This is a genomic window from Streptomyces sp. NPDC058086 (assembly GCF_042885015.1).
In the GTDB taxonomy this organism is placed as follows: domain Bacteria; phylum Actinomycetota; class Actinomycetes; order Streptomycetales; family Streptomycetaceae; genus Streptomyces.
Genome location: NZ_JBHVST010000050.1, coordinates 50,597 through 73,893 on the forward strand (window position 1 = coordinate 50,597; position 23,297 = coordinate 73,893).

20 protein-coding genes are annotated in these 23,297 nt (G+C 69.5%); 9 read left to right on the forward strand and 11 right to left on the reverse strand.

Annotated elements, in window-relative coordinates:
* Positions 1-14 precede the first annotated feature (14 nt).
* Together ACFVWD_RS32195 and sbnB are read left to right on the forward strand one after the other, a co-directional pair.
* A complete protein-coding gene (locus tag ACFVWD_RS32195; RefSeq protein WP_389601189.1) occupies positions 15-1,019 on the forward strand; it encodes a TauD/TfdA family dioxygenase in 1,005 nt (334 codons plus the stop codon).
* Positions 1,016-2,086, forward strand: a complete 1,071-nt coding sequence (gene sbnB, locus ACFVWD_RS32200) for a 2,3-diaminopropionate biosynthesis protein SbnB (protein WP_389601190.1) — start codon at positions 1,016-1,018, stop codon at positions 2,084-2,086. Before ACFVWD_RS32195 ends, sbnB begins: the two co-directional genes overlap by 4 nt.
* A gap of 64 nt (positions 2,087-2,150) precedes the next feature.
* On the opposite strand, the gene ACFVWD_RS32205 is transcribed toward sbnB, so the two are convergent.
* Positions 2,151-2,576 (reverse strand): ATP-binding protein, encoded by a 426-nt coding sequence (locus ACFVWD_RS32205; RefSeq protein ID WP_389601192.1) that lies wholly within the window; start codon positions 2,574-2,576, stop codon positions 2,151-2,153.
* Positions 2,577-2,774: 198 nt separating this feature from the next.
* Between ACFVWD_RS32205 and ACFVWD_RS32210 the strand changes: the two genes are divergently transcribed.
* The gene (locus ACFVWD_RS32210) at positions 2,775-3,539 is read left to right on the forward strand and encodes an IclR family transcriptional regulator (RefSeq protein ID WP_389601194.1); all 765 of its coding nucleotides are present in this window, start codon (positions 2,775-2,777) and stop codon (positions 3,537-3,539) included.
* A 42-nt stretch (positions 3,540-3,581) separates the two neighbouring features.
* Positions 3,582-5,096 carry a glycerol kinase GlpK gene (gene glpK, locus ACFVWD_RS32215; RefSeq protein WP_389601196.1) on the forward strand — a complete coding sequence of 505 codons (1,515 nt, stop codon included), beginning with the start codon at positions 3,582-3,584 and terminating at the stop codon, positions 5,094-5,096.
* Between the two features lie 128 nt (positions 5,097-5,224).
* Here the strand turns inward: glpK and ACFVWD_RS32220 are convergent, their stop codons facing one another.
* The 4 genes from ACFVWD_RS32220 to ACFVWD_RS32235 all read right to left on the reverse strand — a co-directional run bounded on the left by ACFVWD_RS32220 (position 5,225) and on the right by ACFVWD_RS32235 (position 10,670).
* Positions 5,225-7,294 carry a DUF1996 domain-containing protein gene (locus ACFVWD_RS32220; protein ID WP_389601242.1) on the reverse strand — a complete coding sequence of 690 codons (2,070 nt, stop codon included), beginning with the start codon at positions 7,292-7,294 and terminating at the stop codon, positions 5,225-5,227.
* Between the two features lie 177 nt (positions 7,295-7,471).
* On the reverse strand, positions 7,472-8,755 hold the full coding sequence (locus ACFVWD_RS32225; RefSeq protein ID WP_389601198.1) for a sugar ABC transporter permease: 1,284 nt from the start codon (positions 8,753-8,755) through the stop codon (positions 7,472-7,474).
* Between the two features lie 5 nt (positions 8,756-8,760).
* A complete protein-coding gene (locus ACFVWD_RS32230; RefSeq protein WP_389601200.1) occupies positions 8,761-9,543 on the reverse strand; it encodes an ATP-binding cassette domain-containing protein in 783 nt (260 codons plus the stop codon).
* Positions 9,544-9,581: 38 nt separating this feature from the next.
* Positions 9,582-10,670 carry a substrate-binding domain-containing protein gene (locus tag ACFVWD_RS32235; protein WP_389601203.1) on the reverse strand — a complete coding sequence of 363 codons (1,089 nt, stop codon included), beginning with the start codon at positions 10,668-10,670 and terminating at the stop codon, positions 9,582-9,584.
* Between the two features lie 370 nt (positions 10,671-11,040).
* Here ACFVWD_RS32235 and ACFVWD_RS32240 point away from each other — a divergent pair, with 370 nt between their 5' ends.
* Positions 11,041-13,575, forward strand: coding sequence for a SpoIIE family protein phosphatase (locus ACFVWD_RS32240; RefSeq protein ID WP_389601205.1), 2,535 nt, complete (start codon positions 11,041-11,043; stop codon positions 13,573-13,575).
* A complete protein-coding gene (locus ACFVWD_RS32245) occupies positions 13,572-14,663 on the forward strand; it encodes a sugar ABC transporter substrate-binding protein (protein ID WP_389601207.1) in 1,092 nt (363 codons plus the stop codon). Before ACFVWD_RS32240 ends, ACFVWD_RS32245 begins: the two co-directional genes overlap by 4 nt.
* A gap of 10 nt (positions 14,664-14,673) precedes the next feature.
* Here the strand turns inward: ACFVWD_RS32245 and ACFVWD_RS32250 are convergent, their stop codons facing one another.
* From ACFVWD_RS32250 to ACFVWD_RS32270, 5 genes are all read right to left on the reverse strand, one after another.
* Positions 14,674-15,468 carry a polysaccharide deacetylase family protein gene (locus tag ACFVWD_RS32250; RefSeq protein ID WP_389601209.1) on the reverse strand — a complete coding sequence of 265 codons (795 nt, stop codon included), beginning with the start codon at positions 15,466-15,468 and terminating at the stop codon, positions 14,674-14,676.
* A gap of 78 nt (positions 15,469-15,546) precedes the next feature.
* Entirely contained in the window at positions 15,547-15,768 is a 222-nt protein-coding gene (locus tag ACFVWD_RS32255) for a hypothetical protein (RefSeq protein ID WP_389601211.1), read from the reverse strand.
* Positions 15,753-16,130: a hypothetical protein gene (locus ACFVWD_RS32260; protein WP_389601212.1), complete on the reverse strand. Its 378-nt coding sequence runs from the start codon at positions 16,128-16,130 to the stop codon at positions 15,753-15,755. The genes ACFVWD_RS32255 and ACFVWD_RS32260 overlap by 16 nt, the downstream gene beginning before the upstream one ends.
* 359 nt (positions 16,131-16,489) lie before the next feature.
* A complete protein-coding gene (locus tag ACFVWD_RS32265) occupies positions 16,490-18,268 on the reverse strand; it encodes an MFS transporter (protein ID WP_389601214.1) in 1,779 nt (592 codons plus the stop codon).
* Positions 18,265-18,732 carry a MarR family winged helix-turn-helix transcriptional regulator gene (locus tag ACFVWD_RS32270; RefSeq protein ID WP_389601216.1) on the reverse strand — a complete coding sequence of 156 codons (468 nt, stop codon included), beginning with the start codon at positions 18,730-18,732 and terminating at the stop codon, positions 18,265-18,267. Before ACFVWD_RS32270 ends, ACFVWD_RS32265 begins: the two co-directional genes overlap by 4 nt.
* 173 nt (positions 18,733-18,905) lie before the next feature.
* Between ACFVWD_RS32270 and ACFVWD_RS32275 the strand changes: the two genes are divergently transcribed.
* The 3 genes from ACFVWD_RS32275 (at position 18,906) to ACFVWD_RS32285 (ending at position 22,311) form a co-directional block, all read left to right on the forward strand.
* Positions 18,906-20,462, forward strand: a complete 1,557-nt coding sequence (locus ACFVWD_RS32275; protein ID WP_389601217.1) for a hypothetical protein — start codon at positions 18,906-18,908, stop codon at positions 20,460-20,462.
* Positions 20,463-20,540: 78 nt separating this feature from the next.
* Complete coding sequence (locus ACFVWD_RS32280; RefSeq protein WP_389601219.1) at positions 20,541-21,398, forward strand: class I SAM-dependent methyltransferase; 858 nt, start codon at positions 20,541-20,543, stop codon at positions 21,396-21,398.
* 103 nt (positions 21,399-21,501) lie between these two features.
* Entirely contained in the window at positions 21,502-22,311 is an 810-nt protein-coding gene (locus tag ACFVWD_RS32285) for a class I SAM-dependent DNA methyltransferase (protein ID WP_389601220.1), read from the forward strand.
* On the opposite strand, the gene ACFVWD_RS32290 is transcribed toward ACFVWD_RS32285, so the two are convergent.
* Positions 22,256-22,918 (reverse strand): HEAT repeat domain-containing protein, encoded by a 663-nt coding sequence (locus tag ACFVWD_RS32290; RefSeq protein ID WP_389601222.1) that lies wholly within the window; start codon positions 22,916-22,918, stop codon positions 22,256-22,258. The genes ACFVWD_RS32285 and ACFVWD_RS32290 overlap by 56 nt on opposite strands.
* Positions 22,919-23,297: the final 379 nt, after the last annotated feature.

The window sequence follows — 23,297 nt, forward strand, 5'->3', positions numbered from 1 at the left end:
AAAGGAACAGCACCATGCCGTACGCGACCCCGTCGTCCCTCCTCGAGGTGGACCTGCACCCCGGCAAGCCCCCGATCCTGCACACCGACACTGCCGACGAGGCCCCGGCCTGGGCCGCCGAACACCGGCAGGCGCTGCGCACCCTCGCCACCGAACACGGCGCGGTCCTCGTCCGCGGCCTGCGGCTGCGTGACGCGGACCAGGCCTGCGCCGTCCTCCATGGCCTGGCTCCGGCCCTGATGACCGACATGGAGGCCTTCGCCCCACGCCGGACCTACACCCCAGGCGTGTACTCCTCCTCGGCATGGCCGCCGAACCAGCCGATGTGCATGCACCACGAACTCAGCTACACCCTCCGGCCCCCCGGCCTCATGCTGTTCGCCTGCCTGGCCGCACCCGCCACCGGCGGAGCCACCGCCGTAGCCGACGCGTCCGCCGTCCTCGACGCACTGCCCACCGAGCTGGTGCGCCGCTTCGAACAGGAGGGCTGGCTGCTCACCCGCACCTACAACGACGAAATCGGCGCCCCCTACGCCGAGGCCTTCGGCACCGACGACCGCACCGCCGTGGAGGACCACTGCCGTACCCACGCCATCGAATTCGCCTGGCAACCCGACGGGGGCCTGCGTACCCGGCAGCGCCGCCCCGCCGTGACGACCCACCCGGTCACCGGCCGACGTTGCTGGTTCAACCAGATCGCCTTTCTCAACGAATGGACGATCGAACCCGAGATCCGCGAGTACCTCATCGACGTCTACGGCGCCGAAGGACTGCCGTTCAACACCCGCTTCGGAGGCGGCGACCCCATCGGCCCGGACATCGTCCGCCTTCTCAACGACACCTACACCGCCCACACCGCCCGCGAGCCGTGGCAGGCCGGTGACCTCATGCTCGTCGACAACGTGCGCACCGCGCACAGCAGAGAGGCCTTCCAGGGACCACGGGAGGTCCTCGTCGCCATGGCCGAGCCGCTGCGCCGGGCCGCGTGGCCGCCGACCGGCGAGGTGAGTGACGTATGACCACTGTCCGTTCCCTCGCACTGGAGCCCGTCATGTCCCAGCCGCACCTCGTGCCGACGTTCGCAGTGATCTCCGGCGCCCAGGTCCAGGACGCCCTTCAGGACCGGGAGAAGCAGATCGTGGACCTCGTCGAGGCCACCTATCACCTGCACGCCGCCGGAGAGTCGGTCAACCCCCCGTCCTACTTCCTGCGCTTCCCCGACCGCCCCTCCGCCCGGATCATCGCGCTGCCCGCCTCGATCGGCGGACCGGCAAGGGTGGACGGTCTCAAATGGATCTCCAGCTTTCCGGACAACGTCCAGGCCGGCATCCCCAGGGCCTCCGCGGTCCTGATCCTCAACGACCACGACACGGGTTATCCCTTCGCCTGCCTGGAAAGCTCCATCATCAGCGCCACCAGAACCGCCGCGTCCGCGGCCCTGGCTGCCGACCACCTCACCCGCAACCGGCCGCGCCCCACCCGCATCGGGTTCTTCGGGACGGGCCTGATCGCCCGCTACATCCACACCTTCCTGACCGCCCTGGGATGGTCCTTCGAGGAGATCGGCGTCCACGACCTGTCCGGCGACAGCGCCGCCGGTTTCCGCGACCACGTCCAACGCAGCGGCACCCCGGGACAGGTCATCGTGCACGAGAGTGCCGAGGCAGTCATCCGCTCCAGCGACCTCGTCGTCTTCGCCACCATCGCGGGGGAGCCGCACATCAGCGACCCGGCCTGGTTCGACCACAACCCCCTGGTCCTGCATGTGTCCCTGCGTGACCTCGCACCCGAGATCATCCTTGCCTCGGCCAACATCGTCGACGACGTCGACCACTGCCTCAAGGCCGACACGTCCCCGCATCTGGCCGAGCAGCTCACCGGCAACCGTGACTTCCTGCACGGAACACTCGCCGACGTCATGACCGGCCGAGTGACACCGCCCATCGACCGCCCGCTGGTGTTCTCACCCTTCGGGCTCGGAGTGCTCGACCTCGCCGTCGGCAAATACGTCTACGACGAGACGGCCCGCTCCGGGCAGCTCCACGTCATCGAGGACTTCTTCCACGACCTGCGCCGACACGGCTGACTGGCCGACGGAGGTCATTTCACAAGGAGTGAGACACGCATTCTCGCCAGCGAGATGTACGTTCTCACGCTCCGATCAGATCGGCCCACCGGGTGATCCCGCCGGAGTGGACACGTATGCCGTGCCGAGTCGCCAGCGCGTGGACGATCTCCTGGCCGCGGCCGTGCTCGTCCGGATCGATTCCCGGGGGCGACTGTCCGGCTGGAAGCGCGGATCCCGCGTCGGTGACTTCGACGCGCAGAGTGCTGAGCCCTTCGGCCCGTACCCAGGACAGCCGCAGCTCCGCCGGGGGCAGGGCGTGGACGATCGCGTTGGTGAGCAGCTCCGAGACCACCAGGAGGCAGTCCTCGGCGGTCTCGCAGGACACGTTCCAGTCGGCGAGGACTGCCTTCACACGCCGGCGTGCGGCCGAGACGACCTCGGCGACGTGCGGCAGCGGACCGACGTGCTCGACCGCCTCCCGAAGCATCGTATTGAGCTGTGCCGCCATGTCTTCTCCTCCGGAGCGCTGTCGGCGGGTTGCCGAGCCTCAGCGCGCGTTGCCGGGCCTCAGTGAACGTTAGGAAGCGAAGAGAGCCCGGTCAATGAACGGCGGTCGCCATTACCGAACGCTCACCTTCACCCGGTGGTGAACCGGCGTCGGCCTGCACGTAAAGCGAACCCTCCGTGGCGGTACTAGGCTCGGCTCATGGCCGGCCCAGTCCAGTCGATCGAACGGGCGGCGGCGATCTTGCGTCTGCTCGCTGGTGGGCCCCGTCGACTCGGGCTCGGCGAGGTGGCGGCCTCGCTCGGACTGGCGAAGGGCACGGCGCACGGCATTCTGCGCACCCTCCAGCACGTGGATTTCGTGGAGCAGGACGCGTCGACCGGAAAATACCAGCTCGGTGCGGCGCTGCTGCACCTCGGCACCAGCTACCTCGACGTCAATGAGCTGCGGTCGCGCTCCATCAACTGGACCGATGCCCTGGCCGCCCGCAGCGGGGAAGCGGTCCGCCTGGGCACCCCCTTCGAGGGCCAGGTCCTCGTGATCCACCACGTGTTCCGGCCGGACGACACCCTCCAGACCCTTGACGTGGGTTCGCTGCTGCCTCTGCACGCCTCCTCACTGGGCAAGGTGCTGCTGGCGTACGGGACCGCGTCCCTCGAGTCGGCTTCGGAAGCCGGGCTGGAGGCCTACACCCGGCACACCCTGGTCGTACCGGAGAAGCTCACCCGGGCGCTCGCCGAGGTCCGGGAAGTCGGCTGGGCCGCGGAGATCCAGGAAATGAGCATGGGGGAAGCCGGTATCGCCTCGCCGATCCGGGGGCACGGCGGCCTTGTCGTGGGCGCCGTCGGCCTTTCCGGCCCGGTCGAGAGGATCTGCGACAGCCACAGCCGTCCCCGGCCGAACCTGATCACCCTGCTCCGCGAGGCCGCACGGGCGATCTCCAGAGATCTGGGAGCAGCACGCTAGTAAGACCCCGCCTCCTCGACACATCGGAAGGCAGACCCGATCATGGTTGAACGGTATGTGATGTCCATCGATCAGGGCACCAATTCCACCCGATGCATTCTGTTCGACCACCACGGGCGGCTGGTGTCGGTCGTCCAGCGGGAGCATCAGCAGCACTTCCCCAGGCCCGGCTGGGTCGAGCACGACGCCGTCGAGATCTGGCGCAATCTGCGGCGCATCATGCCCGAGGCGCTCTCCGACGCCGGTGTCGGTGCGGGAGAGGTCGCTGCCATCGGTATCGCCAATCAGCGCGAGACGACGGTGCTGTGGGACCGGCGGACGGGCGCCCCGCTGGGCAGGGCGATCGTCTGGCAGGACACGCGTACGGCACCGCTCGTGGAGGACCTGAGAAACCAGCCCGGGGACGAATTCTTCCTCGAGCGTTGCGGCCTGCCCCCCTCTACCTACTTCTCGGCACCGCGGATCCGCTGGCTGCTCGACCATGTGAACGGACTGGACCAGCGCGCCAGGGACGGCGAGGTGCTGTTCGGCACGATGGAGAGCTGGCTGATCTGGAACCTCACCGGGGGCGCGGACGGTGGCCTGCACATCACCGACGTCACCAACGCCAGCCGCACCATGCTGATGAACATCCGCGCGCTCACCTGGGACGAGGAGCTTCTGGAGTTCTTCGGGGTGCCCCGCCCCATGCTGCCCGAGATCCGGTCCTCGGCCGAGGGCTACGGGGACGCCCGCACGGTCCTCCCGGGTGTCCGCATCACGGCAGCCCTCGGTGATCAGCAGGCCGCCCTGTTCGGCCAGACCTGCTTCACACCGGGTGAGGCGAAGTGCACGTACGGAACGGGCAGCTTTCTGCTGCTCAACACCGGTACCGATCTCGTGCGGTCCCGGCACGGACTCCTCACGACCGTCGCCTACAAGATCGGGGACCAGCCCCCGGTCTATGCCCTGGAAGGATCGATAGCCGTCACCGGCTCACTGGTCCAGTGGTTCCGTGACCGTCTGGGACTGATCAGCAGCGCGCCGGAGATCGAGACACTCGCGCGGACGGTCGAGGACAACGGCGGCTGCTACATCGTTCCCGCGTTCTCGGGTCTCTTCGCACCTCACTGGCGCAGCGACGCACGCGGTGTCATCGTCGGTCTCACCTCCTACATCACCAAGGGACACCTGGCCCGAGCCGTCCTGGAGGCCACCGGCTGGCAGACGCGCGAGGTCGTCGACGCCATGAACGCCGACTTCTCGGTCGCGCTGAAGGAGCTCAAGGTGGACGGCGGCATGACAGCGGACAACCTGCTCATGCAGTTCGTGGCCGATGTGCTCGATGTGCCCGTGGTGCGGCCCATGGTCGCCGAGACGGTCTCCCTCGGCGCCGCCTACGCCGCGGGGCTCGCCTCCGGCTACTGGCCGGACCTGGAAGTGCTGCGCCGTAACTGGCACCGGGCCGCCCAGTGGCTGCCGGACATGGACCCCGAGCGGCGGGACCTGGAATACGGAGACTGGCAGCGCGCGGTCGAGCGGTCGCTGGGGTGGATCGAACCGCCGAGGTCCAGGTGATTCCCGGGCGATGGCGACAGCGAGCCGGAGTGCCCGTCAGCAGGTGGCCGGGAACGCCGAACACCGCGCCGCCCGTACCCGCGGCGTGCGGGTACGGGCGGCGCGGTGTGTGCGGCCCGGGGGTGTTGTTACACGGAGCTGCGCCGGATGCGGCGCAGGAGCACCAGGCCCGCGATCACGAGAACCCCTCCGCCCGCGGCCGGCCAGAGGTTCGTGCCGGTGTCGGCCAGATCACCGGTGACCGCCTGCGGTTCGGTCTGCGACTGAGACTGCGACTGTGAACCTGCCTGCGACGTGTCCTGCGCTGTCGCCTGTGTGGACGGGGCGTCCGTGCCGGCGGCCGGCGTCTGCGCGCGGTGGGTCGCTTCGCTGCCGTGGTGCTCGTGCGCGCCGCCCTGCGGCGCGGCGGCCGTGTCGCTCGCCGCGGCCGAGGGTGACGTGTCCGCCTTGGGCACGACGACAGTGTGGCCGGTGCCGGTGCCGGTGCCGGTGGTCTGGCCGCCGTGTGTCGGTTCGGTGGTGACCGGCGTACTGGCCGGGGGCTGCGCGGTCTGCGTATCCGTGGGGGTGGCGGAGGCCGTCGCGTCGTTGCCGCCGGACGAGGCGTCAGGACTCGGTGACGGCTCGCCCTGCGACGGCTCACCCGTACCGGTACCGCCGCCGGTGCCGCCTCCAGCACCGCCACCGCCGCCGGCCCCTCCGCCGGCACCGTCGCCGCACTGTCGCCCGGCGTTGATGCAGTCCACCATCTCCCGCATGAGGGATGCGTCGAAGACGTTGATGAAGTCGTCGTGGTCGGTGATCGCCTTGTGCACCTGCTCCGGGAACCCGTCCACGGCGTACGGGTTCTTCACCTGGCCGTTCTCGAGGGTCGGCGCCGGAACGTCGTAGACCAGGCGCATCGTCAGCTGCGGGATCGCCTTGAAGCCGCCCGCGCAGTTGCCGTTGGCGTCGGCGAAGGCGACGTGCGTGCGGTGGTTGGCGCTGTCGATGTTCTGACCGTCCCAGCAGCTCTGGAAGGCGAACGACCGCACCACGCTGCTGCCCTGGGGACAGATCGGGTACTTGTCCGTCAGCTGCACCTTGTCCTCGAAGCCGGTGCAGCTCCAATGGGCGTTGGCGTTCGCGGGGCCGTTGGTGAACGCCTTCGCATCGCCCGTGATGATGCGCAGGAACGTCGGCATTTCGACGACCTTGCTCTGCGGGTTGCCGATGAACTCGATCTGCGCCTGCTTGGCCTGCAGGACCTTCCCGACGTTGCCCTCCAGGCCGCCGCCGTTCTTGTCGGCGTCGAACTCCTGCGTACCGTCCTGCACTCGGAGCACCGGCCAGTAGTACGTGGACTTGTCGCCCTGGTTCTGGCACGTGGTCGCGGCCTTGGCGAGATCGCCGTTCGTGGCGAACGCGTCGTTCGACTGGTTGCCGACGTAGTCGTGCAGGTGGTGGGCGCCGTTGGTGACACCGGGGGCGACGATCACGTTGTCGGTGTTGAACTTCTTGTTGGCGTTCACACCGCACGCGCTGGTGAACGTGCCGGTCGAGGCGTTGCCGCCGCTGCCCGGCTTCTGCGGCACGTTCGGCTGGACCTTGGTGATGTCCACGAAGTCCGCTGCGACGGGACCGCTGACGGTGCTCGCGCCGCCGCCCTGCTGGCCGCCGTTCTGTTGCCCGCCGTTCTGGCCGCCGTTGTCGTTCTGCTGCTGACCGTTGCCGTTCTGGCCACCGGTGTTGTTCGGGGACTGGTTCGCGGGGACCGCGGTGCAGGTGGCCAGAGCGTCGAGCGAGTTCGGTGCTTCGGCGCCCGCGTTCTTGAAGGCGGTCTTGATGCGGTCGATGACCGCGCCCCGCTTCTCCTTCAGCGGACCGAGGATCGCGTTCTGGGCGAAGTTCGCGTCCTGTGCCTGGGCCTGCTGCTCCGAGGTCATTCGTGCGTACGCCTCGGAGATCTGCTGGTCGAGGAGCGCGAGTTCCTTGTCGACGTCCGCCCTCGCCTGCTGTGGCACCTCGGCGAGTTTGCTGCCCACGTCCGGACAGTCGATCGTGGCGGCTCCCGACCAGGTCTGGTTGCTCGGGTTCGCCTGACCGGGTTCACCCCCCGAGCCGCTCTCGGTCGCTGAAGCGTAGACATTGACCGCTACCAGCCCTCCTCCGCCCAATATCAGAGCGGCTGCGGCAAAAGTCGCACGCTGTGCCCCCATGGGGCGTCTGCGCGTGTTGCGTCTCACGTGTGTACTCCTACGTCCCGTGGCAGGCCAGGCATGGAAATCCCCCGTCCCATACGCAGGCGAGCCCGGTAGCGTTCAAACGCCGCACGAATTCACAGCAGCCTCGTAGCTCGCGGTCAAACCTGCCACGTTGATCCCAGGTCACACCCGTCAAGCCCGCCCGTGTGCCTTCTGTGAGCGGCGCGACAGTGAGTCGATGAGCACCGCGGCGAAGAGCACCCCGCCCGTGATGATGAACTGGACGGCGGCGGGGGTGTCCGTGAGCGCCATGCCCGAGGCGATCGACTGGATGATCAGCATGCCGAGCGCGGCCGACCAGGTCGTGCCGCGTCCTCCGAACAGGCTGGTGCCTCCGATGACGGCCGCCGCGATGGCGTTGAGCAGCAGGACGCCCGAGCCGGAACTCTGGCTCACCGAGGTGATGCGCGAGGCCAGGAACAGACCGCCGATCGCGGCCATGGTGCCCGAGATCGCCAGCACCGCGGTCTGCACCCGCGTCACGCTGAGGCTGGCGCGACGGGCTGCCTCGACGCTGCCGCCGAGTGCGTAGATCTGCCGTCCGTAGTGCGTGCGGCGCAACACGATGTCCAGGCCGGCCACCACGACGAGGAAGATCAGGAGGGCGAGCGGCAGGCCCTGGAAGCGGTTGAGCAGATACGCGCCGGTGAACGCGATCACCGCGAGTACTCCTGTGCGTGCCACGATTCCCCGGAGCGAGCGGTAGGGCATGCCGACGGCCTTGCGGCGCCGCCTGTCCTGGTGGCACACGAGGAAGACCATGGCCACGGCGATCGCCGCCAGGCCGTAGGCGGCGGCGTCATTGGTGAAGTAGTAGCTGGTCAGCTTGGCGACGAGCCCGTTCTCGTCGAGGTTGACGGTGCCGCTGGTCCCGAGGATGTACAACATGAAGCCGTTCCAGGTGAGCAGCCCCGCGAGTGTGACGACGAACGCCGGCACCCGGGTTCTCGCGAAGGAGAAGCCCTGGACGGTTCCCGCCGCGGTACCCGTGAGCACCCCGATGATGGCGGCAAGCCATTCGGGCACGCCGTTGTTCACGTTGAGAACGGCGAAGACGGCCGCCGCGAGACCACTGATCGAGCCGACCGACAGGTCGAGTTCACCGATCAGCAGAACGAAGACGATGCCGACCGCGATGAGACCGGTGCCCGCGATGTCCACGCTGAGATTGGACAGGTTCCGGGGCGAGAGGAAGCTCTGGTTCAGGGACTGGAAGGTGATCCAGACCGCGGCGAGGACGAGGACGACGGGCAGCGAGCCCAGTTCGCCGGCGCTCAGCCTGCGCCGGGAGGCGACGATCCAGCGATCGACGACACGGCCGATGGCACGGACGTAGGCCTGCCCGCGGCGGGGCCCCGGGGCCTCGGCGTCGGGTGCGGTGGGTTCGGCCCGAGCGTCGTCCTCCGTCCTGCGCATCCCTTTCACCACCCCGACTCGTGGGAGGCCATCCGGTGGGGCACGTTCTCCGTGGCGCCGGTGACGGAGGAGATGATCTGTTCCTGAGATGCGGTGTTCACGTCGAAGAAGCCGTTGTTGCGACCGAGCCGCAGCACGGCGGCCCGGTCCGCGAGAGCTTTGACGTCGCCCAGGTTGTGACTGATGAGCAGTACTCCCAGGCCGCGGTCGCGCAGCTGGTCGACGAGGTCGAGGACTTCGCGCGTCTGCTCGAATCCCAGAGCCGCGGTCGGTTCGTCCAGGAGGAGGACCCGCGGGTTGCCGAGGAGCGAGCGGGCGATGGCGACCGTCTGCCGCTGGCCATTGGAGAGTGAGACGGTGGGGACCCGTAGATCGGGGACACCTCTGGTCAGGCGTTCCAGCAGGTGCCTGGTACGGCGCTCCATCTCCACCTCGTCGAGGAACCCGAACCTGCGGATCTCGCGCCCGAGGAAGAGATTGCCGACGACATCGAGGTTCCCGCACAGCGCGAGGTCCTGGTAGACGGTGGCGATACCGAGGTCCCGGGCGTCGTGGGGGCGCTTGATGGGGACCGTCCGGCCTTCCCACTCGATGGTGCCCTTGTCGGCGGGGGCGACGCCGGAGATGACATTCACCAGGGTGGACTTGCCGGCCCCGTTGTCCCCCAGAAGAGCGACGACCTGCCCTGCGTGGATCTCCAGTTCGATGTCGGTGAGGACCTCGACGACGCCGTAGCGCTTGCACACGCCGCGCAGCGCCAGCAAGGGGGGAGTCGGCACGGTGACCATCTCCTTCCCGGGGCCCGGACCTGCTCGGAATCTGCCTGTCAGGTGAGCCCCGCCTTGGCGCATGCGGCCGCGAGTTGGGGGGTGCAGATCTGCCGGATCGTGTAGACGCCGTCCTTCACCAGGGTGTTCTTGATGTTGTCGGCGGTCACGGACACGGGGGTGAGCATGACGGCGGGAACCGTCCTCCCGTCGCGGGTCTTCACCTTGCCCGTGGCGACCCGGTCGAGGCTTTCATGGCGGGCCGCGGACACGGCCATGGCGGCGGCGGCCGAGGCCTCGGGTGCGAAGGGTTTGTAGACGGTCATGTACTGATCGCCGCCGACAATGCGCCGCAGGGCTCCCAGTTCGGCGTCCTGCCCGGTGACGGGAGGCAGCGGGGCGACCTTGTTCGCCTTGAGTGCGGAGATGCTGCCGGCGGCGAGGCTGTCGTTGGCGGCGTAGACCCCGTGGATGGTGGAGGCGCCGAGCGCGGAGATGGCGCCTGACATGTCGAGGTTCGCGGTCTCCGGCCTCCACTGGAGGATGTCGTACGCCTTGCCGATCTTCGCCTTCCCGTTGAGCACGGACAGCGCGCCCTTCTTGAACGCCACCGCGTTGGGGTCACTGGGATCGCCGTTCATCATGACGATCGCGCCGGTGCGCGCCTTGGTGCTCATCGCCTTCAGCAGTGCCCTGCCCTGGAGCCTGCCGACCTCCTCGCCGTCGAAGGAGACATAACCCGAGATCGGGCCCTCGGCGAGACGGTCGTAGGCGATGACCGGGATACCTGCCGCATGGGCCTTCTTGACCGCGACGCCGAGCGATTTGGCGTCGACGGCCACGAGCACGATGGCATCGACCCCCCTGGTGATCATCGAGTCCATCTGTTCCTGCTGGGTGGCCACATCGCCCTTGGCATTGACGTGCTCGACCGTGCAGTCGTGGCACAGCTCCGTGATCTTCTTCGCGAGCAGTGGCGTGTCCTGTGTCTCCCAACGGGACGTGGTCTCGTCCGGCAGCAGCAGACCGATCGTCAGGGCGTCGCCACCGCCGGAGCTGTTCCCGGCGCCGTGCCCGCAGGCCGTGAGAGCGACGGCCGTCGAGATCGCGGTCATGACGACGGCCGCGCCCCGGATGCAGGCCTTCATGCGAGGGACCTCCCTGTCCTTCACCTCGCGCTTGTTCTTCACCGAACGGCGCGCGGGCAGCGCGGGGTGGCGTCAAGGGCTCCTGCGCGGGACGGCGGGGCGGTACGGGCCTCGTGTGACGCGGCCCGACGGCGCCGATCCCGTCGAACCAGGTAGGTGGTCGCGGAGCGTCATGACCCGCCTCGTGGCAAGACAACCACGTCGTAAGTGTGACACCGGCCGAGGTGATCTGCGAACGCAGCGACTCCGGCCGACGACGTGCGCCGCGGCATAGATATGTCCATTTGATACCCATATACGATTCTGGTGTGCGGGTGCCTGATTTCCATCCGTCGGCACCTGACGCATCGACGGGAGGTAGGTCGCCGACATGCCTCATGACGGCCGTGCCCGGGCCGGGGTCTCGGAGCCACGGGCACGCGAGGCCGACGCCGCGGACACCGGTTCACCGCCTCCGGTGCCGACGGCGGTCACGAGCGAGCGGGCCCTGACGTTCGCGGGCGTGGCGCTGACAGCGGTCTATCTGCCCGGTGCCGGGAAACAGGAGCTTCGGCTGGTGGAAACGGCCGGACGCGCCCGTTCCGAGTACGGGCTGCCGGAGCGTTTGCCGTTGTCCGGTGACTCACCGGCGGCGCATGCGTTCCGCGCCGGCCGGCCACTGTGGCTGACTCCCGCGGCACTCGCCTCCTACGCGACGGGCGGGCCCACGCCCCCGCGACCGGAGGTGTCTCTCGCCGCGCTCCCGCTGGGGACGAAGGGCGGGCGGCTGGGCTGCCTCGTCGTCGTGGGGGCTTCGACGGACGGTTTCGAGGCCGAACAACGGCGCTTCCTGGAGCAGTACGCCGACGCGGTCGTCGCCGTGCTCCGGACGGGAACCGGCCGACCCGTTCCGTCGCCGCTGCTGAGTCCGGCCCTGCGGAGTCTGTGCGTCGGCTCCTTCGTCATCACGCCGGACACCGGCCTGATCGAGGCGGACGAGACGATGCTCGAACTGGCCGGCATCACACCCGACGACTTCGACGGCAAGGCGGACACCCTCCTCGCGCACACCCTCCCGGAGGACATGCACGCGCTGATGTCGGTCCTGGAGCCCGACACCCAGACGGTCGGCCGGCGGGAGCTGGAGTTCCGTGTCCGCCGTCCGACCGGTGAAATGCGCTGGCTGAGCCTGAGCTGCCAGGTGGTGGCAGGCTTCGACGACCGGCCGGAGCAGGTACTGGGCATGGTGATGGCGACCTCGGTCCTGCGGCAGAGCGCCGACGACGTGTCCAGGATCCAGTGGTTGAACGCCGCACTCGACGATGCCGTAACGGTCCGTGACGTCAGCCGGGTGGTGGTCACCGCCCTGGGTGAGCCGCTCGGCGCCGACCGGGTGGCGCTCGCCGAGTTGCAGGACGACCGGCTCGCGGTCACCGTGCTCGATCCGCCCGAGCCCGCCGCCTGGCCGGAGTGGTGGCGTTCCGAGTGGCGCTCGGAGTGGCCCGACGCACCGGTCAGCGCCCTGCCCACCCTTCAGATGGCCCTGCGGGACGGACGTATGGATCTGTGGTCCGCCGGCACGGCCCTCGAACCGGGACTCGCGGGCATCGGCGCCGGAGGTCTGGCCGTCCTGCCGCTCCCCGCCAAGGGCTGGGTCGCCGGCGTGTGCCTGGTCGGCTGGGACCAGCCGCACGAGTTCGTCCCCGAGGAGCGGTTCCTGCTGACCGCCACCGCGGCACTGGTGGGACAGGCCCTCAAGCGTGCGCGCGCACACGACGCCGAACAGGAGCTCGCGACGATGCTGCAGCGCAGTCTCCTGCCCAGGCGCCTGCCCGAGCTGCCCGGCGGGACGGCCGTCGCCCGCTATCTGCCCGCCAGACGGGGGTTGCAGGTGGGCGGTGACTGGTACGACGTCATAGCCCTCTCCGAGGACCGGGTGGCGCTGGTCATCGGCGACGTGCAGGGACACAGCGCCGGAGCCGCGACGATCATGGGCCAGATGCGTACCGCGATCAGGGCGTACGCCGTGGAGGGCCATCCGCCCGACGTGGTCGTCTCGCACGCCAACCGGCTCCTCGTCGGTATGGAGACCGATCTGTTCGCCACCTGCTGCTATGCCGAGTTGGACATGGAGGAGGGCAACGCCCTGTTCGTACGGGCCGGGCACCTCGCACCGCTGGTGCGCCATCCCGACGGCAGGACCGAGGAGGTACAGGTCGCCGGCGGACTCCCGCTGGGCATCCTCGCGGACGCGGAGTTCCCCATGACCACCTGCGCGCTGGCTCCCGGCACGGTGATCGCCATGGTCACCGACGGCCTGGTCGAGGCCGTCGACCTGCCCCTGGACGAGGGCATGAACAGGACTCGCACCGCGCTCGCTGCGGCTGATCCTGCGGATCCGGGGGAAATGGCCGACGCACTGCTCGGCGAACTCGACCCTCGTGAGGACGACGTGGCGCTGTTGCTGCTGCGCTACGACGGCATGAAGACCCGACCGATACGGGCCGGGTGGGCGGTGTGGCGGCTGCCCGACGCCGTCATGCACGCACGCCGTTTCACCGCACGCGCGCTGCGTCGGTGGAAGGTCGAAGAAGTGACCGACGCGGCATTGCTGGTCGTGTCGGAACTGGTCACCAACGGCCTCATGCACACTCAGGGCCCGGTCCGCGTCGACCTGATGCTCCGCGGAGACCGGGTGCGGGTCAGCGTCAGCGACACCTCGCCGCGTGCCCCCGCCAAGCCGGTGATCGTGGACTGGGACGCGACCGGCGGCCGAGGTCTGCTGCTCGTCGAAGCGATGTCGGAGTCCTTCGGCTCCGTGCCGGTGGCCGGCGGCAAGCAGGTGTGGAGCGAGCTCGTCGTGCCGCGAAGCGAGCAGGCTCGCGTGGACTCAGGGCCCCGGACGGAGCGAGGGAGCCTGCTATGAGGACCCGTACATGGCACGTCGTCGCGGCGCTCGTCGCGGGATTCATGACGACGTCCGTGGCCGCCTGCGAAGAAGAAGACGAGACGGGCAAGGACGGCTTCACCGTCGGCCTGCTGCTCCCGAGCCGGACCGTCCCCCGCTGGGAGCGGTCCGACAGGCCGCTGATCGAGAAGCGGCTGAAGCAACTGTGCCCCCACTGCACCTTGGAGTACGCCAACGCCCAGAACGACGCGATGAGGCAGCGGCAACAGATGAGCTCCATGATCACCAAAGGGGTCCGGGTCCTGATCCTCGACGCCACCGACACCAGGGCGCTGCGCTCCTCGATCCAGGAAGCGCACGAGGCGGGTGTCCCGGTCGTCGCCTACGACCGGCTCGCCGAAGGCCCGATCTCGGGCTATGTCAGTTTCGACGGCGCGCAGGTCGGCAGGCTCCAGGGCGAGGCGCTGCTGAAGGCCATGGGCGACAAGGCGAACGGCGGAAACGTCGTCATGATGAACGGTGATCCGACCAGCCCCAACGCGGCGTGGTTCCGCGGCGGCGCACTGTCCGTCGTCTCCGGCAAGGTGAAGATCGGCAGGTCGTACGACACCCAGGGCTGGAGCACGGACAGCGCTCACGCCAACATGTCCGCCGCGATGGCGGCCCTGGGCCCGGACCGGATCGACGGTGTCCTGGCGGCCAACGACGCCATAGCCGCAGGCGTCATCTCCGCTCTCAAGAGCGCCCGGGTCAGGGAGCTTCCTCCCGTCACCGGCCAGGACGCCGACCTCGACGCCGTGCAGCGCATCGTCAGGGGCGAGCAGTACATGACGGTGTACAAGCCCTTCAAGGCGGAGGCCGTCGCGGCCGTCGGCATGGCCGTCGCCCTGGGACGCGGAGAGGACCTTCGCAAGATCGCCACGACGACGACCAACAGCCCCACCACGAGGCACATCCCCTCCGTCCTGCTCACTCCGACGGCGGTGACGGTGGACAGGATCAAGCCGACACTCGTCAAGGACGGCATGTACAGCGTCGACCAGATCTGTACCGCCGAGCTCCGGCCCGCCTGCGAAAAGGCCGGACTCATCCGCTTGGACGACTAGTGACGGGCGCTCAGCGCACGGGAAAGCCGAAGGAGTAGCCCTGCTGCTTCAGCCAGGGCAGGACCTCGCGCAGGGCGGCCACGGTCTGGGAGCGGTCCCCGCCGGCGTCGTGGAAGAGGACGGTCGGGCCGTTGGAGATCTCGCTCTTGACGGTGGCGACGATGGCGCCCGTGCCGGGGTGTTCGAAGTCCTTGGAGTCGACGTTCCAGCCGAGCGGTCGCATGCCGTGGGAGGCGGCGAGGTGGCGGCTGTAGGGGGTGAAGGCGCCGCCCGGGGCACGGTAGTACAGCGGCCGGACACCTCCGGAGGCCTGGGTGATCATGCGTTGGGCGTCCAGGATCTGCTGGGACTGGTAGGCCTCGGACTTGGTGTCCATGGTGGTGTCGTGCGAGACGGTGTGGTCGCACAGCCGGTGCCCGGCGGCGACCACCGCCTTGACCAGGTCCGGATGGGCCTGGGCCTGGGTGCCCACCATGCAGAAGGTGGCCTTGACGCCGTTGTCCCGCAGGACTTGGAGGACCTGCGGCGTCCACGTGGGGTCCGGTCCGTCGTCGATGGTGATGTTGACACCGCGGGCCCCGCGGTCCGAGGCATGGGCGATGTCCACCGACACCGGCTTCCCGCCGGGAGCCTTGGACCCCGCGTTCGACGCGCCGGAGTGTGCCGAGCTGCCGGCGGGTGTGTGCTGCCCCTCGACGGGATTGGCCTGCGCGGTCCACATCGAGGTGGCGGCAGCCGCCGCCGTCACCCCGATCGCCGCCGCGAGAACCCGCCCGTGCCAACCCCGTCCCCCATGCCGCGACATGTCCGCCCCACTCCTCGTCGTCCTTGTGGATCTCGTGCACCGGTGAGGACGGTGATGGGCCGCCGGAGGATGCGTCCGTTACCGATCACGGACAATTTCGCGGGGATTCGGAGACAGAGCGGCGACACCACGCAGGGAGAGTCCTCCGAACGAGCGGCGGTGAGCCCGGCGTTGGTGGCGCTGCCCCCTCCGGTATGCGGCAACGGTGGCGAGCTCACCGGCGTCGTCGGCCCGGAACGTCACCTCGAGCGTCGCGTCAGGGACGAGACGGCCGTGGCTGTCGGTCACTTCGAGGAGCACGTGCGCGAGGTCGTCGCGGCTCGTGGTGAGAACCGCGACGTCCGAAACGAGCCGCAGGCGGCCGGAGCGCCCGCCGTCACGAGCGTCGTTCGGCCGATCTCCTCGCCGTCGCGGCCGGCGACCGTCGTCGACTCGCCGGGGGCGTAAGGCACGGTGAACGTGGCCATGGCACGCTCGGGAGTCGCGGCGCCGCCCGGGACCCCGGCATCGTTGAGCAGCGGCCGCATACTGTCGCCCGGCGCGTGGACATGAACCGTCATCGGGCGGCCGGGCTCGACGTCCCAGGTACAGCTCGTCGGCTCGTCGAAGTGGCCCCACCGGACGGCCACTTGCTCGGTCCCCGGCAGCGTCGGACGCTCCACCAGCATCTCCACCGGGCTGTCGCCCCTCGGGGGTCATCGGAGTCTTGCCGATCCCGGACTCTCCGAGATGGTCCCAGGCGGCCCGGACCCAGTTCCCCACAGCCCACGTGTGGTCGTTCACGAACTTCGTGTCCTGGTGGATCGTCGCGGGAACGGATCGTCCGCGGTGAAGGTCGAGCCGCCGCCCAGGGTGATCGGGCGGGTTCGGTCGAGGGAGCGGAGGCGATCCGCGAGCTGTGCGCCCCGCTGCCCGTCGCCGGCGTCGAGCGGCGGCCTGCCGCCTCCCGGTGTGTTGCCGTCGTGCTGGGTTTCGAGGAACTGGGCTCCCGACTCAGCGTTGAGATCGCCGGTTGAGAGCGTTACGAGGGTGCGTTGTTCCGGCGCTGTGCGGCCTGAGGCGGGCTGGCGGCAGCGGGCGGTCGGCTCTGCGGGGGGTTGTCCTGAGAGGGACGGGGCCCGCCGCGTAGGGCAGAGGCGAGGGCGGACACCAGCGCCATGCCCGCGGCGACGCTGAAGACGATGGCCAGTCCGTGGTGGAACGGGCCGGAGACCAGTTGCGGGAAGAAGGTGTGACCGGTCAGGGTGGCGTGTTGGGCCGCGGTGAGGTGGGTGAGGGATCCGCCGGATCCGAGCAGGTGCTCGATGGGGTTGTTGCCGAGGAACGTGGCGAACAGCGTGCTCACCGGGGGCAGCGACGCGGCATGCTCGGCGGAGCCGACCGGTACGCCGTGCGCCTGGAGTCCGCTGCTGAGCGCCGCGGGCAGGGATGAGGCCAGTCCGGAGACCATCAGGGAGAAGAACACACCGATGGACAGGGCGGTGCCCGAGTTCTGGAACGTGGAGCGCATGCCCGAGGCGACGCCCCGGTACTCGGGCGGCACGCTGCCCATGATCGAGGACGTGTTCGGCGCGGAGAACATGCCCTGGCCCAGCCCGTTGAGCAGGAGCAGCGCCGCGAAGAGCCCGTAGTCGAAGTCGACGGGCAGGGCGAGCAGCCCGAGGAAGGAAACCGCGACGACGACCAGGCCGGCCGTCGAGAACATGCGGGCGCCGAACCGGTCCGACAGGTAACCCGACAGGGGCCCCGCGATCAGGAAGCCGAGCGTCAGCGGCAGCATGAAGATGCCCGCCCACAACGGGGTGTCCTCGTACGCGTAGCCGTGCAGGGGCAGCCAGATGCCCTGCAGCCAGATGATGAGCATGAACTGCAGTCCGCCGCGGGCGATCGCGGTCAGCAGTGCCGCCAGGTTGCCCGCCGCGAACGCCCGTATCTTGAACAGGGCCAGGGTGAACATGGGGTCGGTGACGCGCGACTCGACGTAGCAGAAGAGCAGCAGCAGGACGCCGCCGCCGATCAGGCCGCTGAGCACCCACGGATTTGCCCAGCCGGTGGCGTGGGAGCCGTAGGGCTGGATGCCGTAGGTGATGCCGGCCAGCAGGATTCCGGCGCCCGCGGCGAAGGTGATGTTGCCCAGCCAGTCGATGCGGCCGGGGCGCCCCGCCGCGGTTTCGCGCAGGCTCAGGTACGACCAGACGGTGCCGGTGATGCTGATCGGCACACTCACCCAGAACACCGCGCGCCAGTCGACGGCGGCGAGCAGGCCGCCGGCGAGGAGGCCGAGGAACTGACCGGCGAGCGCGGTGATCTGGTTGATGCCGAGAGCCATGCCGCGCTGCCGGGTGGGGAAGGCGTCGGTGAGGATCGCGGCCGAGTTGGCGGTGAGCATGGAGCCGCCGAATGCCTGAACGATGCGCCAGAGGATCAGCCACATCGCGCCGGCGCCGGCCCGGAAGGGGTCGAGGGACAGTGCGACGGAGGCACAGGCGAAGATGAGGAAACCGAGGTTGTAGATCTTGACCCGGCCGTACATGTCGCCGAGTCGGCCGAGGACGACGACGAGTACGGCCGACACGAGCAGATAGCCCAGGATCATCCAGAGCAGATAGCCGATGTTGCCGGGCGCGAGCGGGTCGAGCCCGATCCCGCGGAAGATCGCGGGCAGCGAGATGATCACGATGGAGGCGTCCATCGTGGCGATCAGTACACCGAGCGTCGTGTTGGACAGAGCGACCCACTTGTAGCCGGGGCCCGCGGGGGTGTCCTTCCGACGCGTCCAGCGCGAGGTGGGCGCGGTCACAGCCGTTCCGCCAGTCGGTCGAGGAGGGGCAGGGCCGACGCGAGTGTCCCGCGCTCCTCCGGGGTGAACTCGTCGAGGACGGCCGAGAGCCGGTGTACGGACTCGGAGCGCCGCTCCGCCAGCATGGCCCGTCCCTCCGCGGTGATCGCCACGATGATCCGTCGCCCGTCCGCCGCGTCGGGGCCACGACCGACGAGCCCGCGCTGTTCGAGAACGGCGAGCGTGCTGGCCATCGCCTGAGGCCGTACGCGTTCCAGGTCGGCGAGGGATCCCGGGGAGCTGGGGCCGTCGGCGGCGAGCCGCGCGAGTACCGAAACGCCGGAGAGGGACACGTCCCCCACGGCGTGGGCCTGGCGCAGTCGCCGGGTCATGCGGCCCACGGCGAGGCGAAGCTCGGAGGCGAGCCGGACGGTGTCGCCCGGGCCGTGGGCGTGATCGATGCCTGCTTCTATGTCCGCCTTCACAAGTACTAACAGTAGGTTTATCAGTCTGGGCTGATCAATCAAATGTTAGTAATGATCGGACAGGTGATCGCCCACCTGTTCGCTGCCGCGGCGCACCCTCTGTCGCGATCGAACGATTGAACGTACGCTGACAAGTCATAGAACTTCGGGCGTGATTGACTGGGGGAGCCGTCATGTCCTGGGACAACAACGGCCCGCGCGCCGGATTCGTCGTACCGCCGATGCCGACCGCACCGCCGCCCGCTCCGGCCGACGGGCTGCGAGCGGCCGCGGTGGCGCTGCTGAACCTGTGCGGACTGGGCCTCGGCTATGCGCTGGTGCGCCGGTGGGGACTCATGGCGCTGTGCTGGGTCGCGACCGCGATTCTGCTCCTGGTGGCCCTCCCCGCGGACCCGGACGGCGTCCCCGGCGGAGCCGTCGTCGCCTATCTGGTCTTCCTCGGTCTCGCCGCCGTCCATGGTGCGGTCGTGGGTCTGCGGACCCGTCTGGTGTGGCCGCCGCGCGCCTGGCTCGCGATCGCGCTCGGGGTCGTACTCCTGGCCGTGCCGACCGGAGGCGTCGCCCTGTACGACGGCGCGCGTGACGACGCCACCGAGGCGATGCTCATGGACCGGCTGGAGCGGGCGGACAAGCTTGTCCAGACTGCCGGCAAGCAGCCGTTCGCAACGGCGGAGGCCGACTACCGCCGGTCACTGGCGGTCTATCGGGGCCTGCGCAGCGACCATCCAGGCTCGCGCGCGGCCGCCCGGGTCCCCGACCGGCTCAAGACGTACTACGCCACAGTCGGCGCGCCCTACGACCAGAAGAACTACTGCGACGCCATAGCGCCCTTGAAGTACCTGCGCACCGTACCGAGGACCATGGGCAAGCGGGAACTCGGAGCACTGTCCACCTGGCCCGACGATCGGCTGGCGACCTCGCTCTACGAGTGCGCGTCGAAGTCGCTGAGCGGTGGCGAGGCGGGCTGGACCACGCATTTCAGCGATCTCCTGACCACGTTCCCGCGGTCCGCGTCGGCCGCGAAGGTGGAGCCGGCGGTCAAAACGGCGGTCGACAAGGCCGTGAAACAGGTGGGTGGCGGCGATCCCTGCACGGCCGTCCAGCACCTCAACAGCCTGGGTACCCAGGTCCGCGCGCTGCCCGGAGAAGAGGCGGGCGTGGCCGCGGACCTCGGCAAGGACGCCGACCGGGCCGACAAGACCGCGGATTCGGGCACGTACGCCTGCGGAGTGGACGAGTACAAGGACGGGCGCTTCGACGAGGCCGTCACCACGATGAACGAGTTCGTCAAGAACAATCCGCACCACACGAACCGGGCCCGCGCCCAGAAGATCGCCATCGCGGCGGAAATCGCCCAGACGGTGCCTGCCGCGGGCAAGAGACTGCCCACGACGGCATCCGGCGGCAGTATCACCGTCACCGTCAAGAACGACAGCCCCGACGACATCACCGTGATGTACACGGGGCCGGTGACGGGAAGCTTCCCTCTCAAGGCTTGCGGGAGCTGCACTTCCTACTCCCTCGCCAGCACGCTGGTGCGGGGCTTCACACCGTGCAACGACAGCGGGAAGAACTACCCGCAACGGACGATCCAACTGCCCGCCGGTACCACGTACTTCGTGCACAAGGCCCGGGGCGGAACCGGGAAGTCCCCGGCCTCGGACACGGCCAAGCTGAGGTCCGGCTACCTCTACACCGAGTGCGCCTACACGACGAGCTTCGGCTACTGACGCCCCGGCGTGTCGATGGTCATGTCGGATCGTTGAAGGGGCGTTGACCAAGAGACTGACCGCAAGGAGAGAGCCATCGTGGCAGACGAGCAGAGCGAGGTGCCGGACAGCACCGCGGTGCGCGTCGCCCTCTGGCGGGCGATGCACGTGCGGGTCGACTCGCCGCCCCACGTGATCGAGGACGAGATCGGACTGCGACTGGCGGCACCTGACGAGGGATGGGAGCGCCGCCTGGACATGGACCCGCGGGGCACCAGCGGGTTCCGGGGGGCCATTGTGGCCCGAGCCCGTTTCATCGAGGACCTGGTGGCCGAGCAGGTCGGCCACGGCGTCGCCCAGTACGTCGTGCTGGGCGCCGGACTCGACACCTTCGCCCAGCGCAGGCCCGAGATCGCCGCCCGACTGAGGGTGTTCGAGATCGACCAGCCGGGCACCCAGGCCTGGAAGCGCCGACGCCTGATCGAGCTCGGCTACGGGATCCCCGACCGGCTGCGACTGGTGCCGGTCGACTTCGAGGCGGGTGCGGACTGGTGGGAGCAGCTGTCCGACGCAGGCTTCGATCCCGGCCGGCCGACGGTCGTCGCCTGCACCGGCGTCACCATGTACCTCACCAAAGACGCCACCGCGGCGACCCTGCGTCGGCTCGCCGGTCTCGCCCGCGGCTCGACGCTCGCCATGACGTTCATGCTGCCGGCCGAACTCGTCGATGACGCCGACCGCCCCGCACTCGAGGCGACCAAACCACAGGCGCAAGCGGCCGGAACGCCGTTCATCAGCTTCTACGCCCCGCAGGAGATGCTGGCGCTGGCCCGTGACGCCGGCTTCAAGGACGTCCACCACGTGTCGGGAACCGCCCTGGCCGAACGCTACTTCGCCGATCGGACCGACGGCCTTCGCCCGTCGAGCGGAGAGGATCTCCTCGTGGCCACCACCTGACACACTGCGGCCGGGCCACCACCGGTTCCGAAAACCCGGGCCGTGCCCGCTTCCCACTCCGGAGCGGGCTGCCCCGTGCGATGGTGGTCGCATGGACGGTGAGGTGAGGTTCGAACCTGATCTGTACCGCGGTACGGCCGGATACTACGACCGGTTCCGGCTTCCCTACCCCGACGTGATGATCGCAGATCTCGTGCGCAGGACAGCCCCCTCGGGGCGCGGGCGCCTGCTCGACCTGGCATGCGGCACCGGCCAACTCGCCTTCCCGCTGCGCGACTCGTTCACGGACGTGTGGTGTGTGGACGCCGAACCCGGCATGACCGAAGTGGTCCGCGTCAAGACGATCGCCGTCGGCGCGGCCCACATTCGTACGGTCACCGTCGGCGCCGAGGAGCTGCCCGCCGGGCCGGACAGCTTCGAGTTGATCGTCATCGGCAATGCCTTCCACCGGCTCCGCCGCGCTCCGACCGCCGGGCGCGCCCACACCTGGCTCAGGCCCGGTGGCTGCCTTGCACTGTGCTGGTCGACCTCCCCCTGGGCGGGCTCCCAGGACTGGCAGCGGGCGCTTGCCGGCGTGCTGCGAAAATGGCAGAACGCCCTCGGCGCGGCCGGACGCGTTCCGCCCGGCTGGGACCAGGCGAGGCAGCGGGACCCTGACCACGACGTGTTGTCCCGTGCCGGGTTCGAGCCCGCCGGACGCCACGAGTTCTCGGTCGAACACCACTGGACGATCCGTGAACTCGCCGGGCACATCCGGTCGACATCGTTCCTGCCGCCGCCGGTGCTCGCGGACCACGCCGCCGCGTTCGACGCCGACCTCACCGCCGAACTCAGCAGGCACACGGCCGACGACCGCCTCACCGAGACAGTCGGCTTCGCCTACGAACTGGCCCGCAAACCGGCACGGGCGTGAAAGCCGACGGGCGATGTCGGTGAGTCGCTTCAGGATCGCATCGGCTCGTCGAGGAGGGTGCGGGCGATTCGGCGCAGCTCGTCGTCGTCCTTCCAAGTGACGCGACGTGGGGAGGTGGCGCAGCACGGCGGCCGTACCAGGCGCTGTCGTTCGAGGCGTAGGTGGTGGTGGGCGCGGCCCATGCGAGAAGGAGGGGGAGCACGGGCCGCGGGTTGCCGGTGATGCGCCAGTAGGCGTCGGCGGCCTGCGAACGGCCGTATTCCCGTGGGTCGTGCAGCACCGCGGCGACCTCCGGGGCGAGTGGCGCACCGAGCGGGCCGAGCCGTCCGACGGCCGGGAGGATGCCGGGCGGGGACTGCGTGTGCAGCAGGTCGCGCAGGGCCTCGACGGCCGGTTCGGCATCCCCGGTGATCAGGGCCCTGGAAACGGCGGCCTCCGCGTGGACGCCGTGCCGCGCCGTGGGGTCCACGGTGGCGAGCAGGTGGGCGGTCTCGGCATCCGTGCCGGACGGGCCGAGTTCCCCCAGCAGACGGGCGGCCGCGACGGTGGGGTGCTCGCGCAGGGCCTGCTTGAGCTGGGGGAGGTGCGCCGGAGGGACGTTCCTCATCGCCGGACCCGACCTCACCGACCTGCCGGAGCGCGGCCCTGTCACGGCCGTCCTGGTCGCCCGGGACCACTCCGGAAACGTACGCGAAGTACTTCCCTACCAGGAGTAGGACCGACGCGACCGCGCTGGAAGGACGCGGACGAGTACTCGCGGGTGCGGCGCGTGGACGTCGTAGAGGGGGCGTGACGGAGCACTCGGGCAGCGTGCCATTACTTCCCCTCACGCCCCTTTTGCCTCCTATGCCCGTTCGCCTAGCGTGGTGGTGCACGACCACCACCGGGTCCGGACAGCCGACGCGGGGGCGGTCGGCGTGAACAGGGGGGTGGGGACGATCGACAGCGGAACGGCACGTCCACGGGGTCGGCGCTCTCGGGCGCGC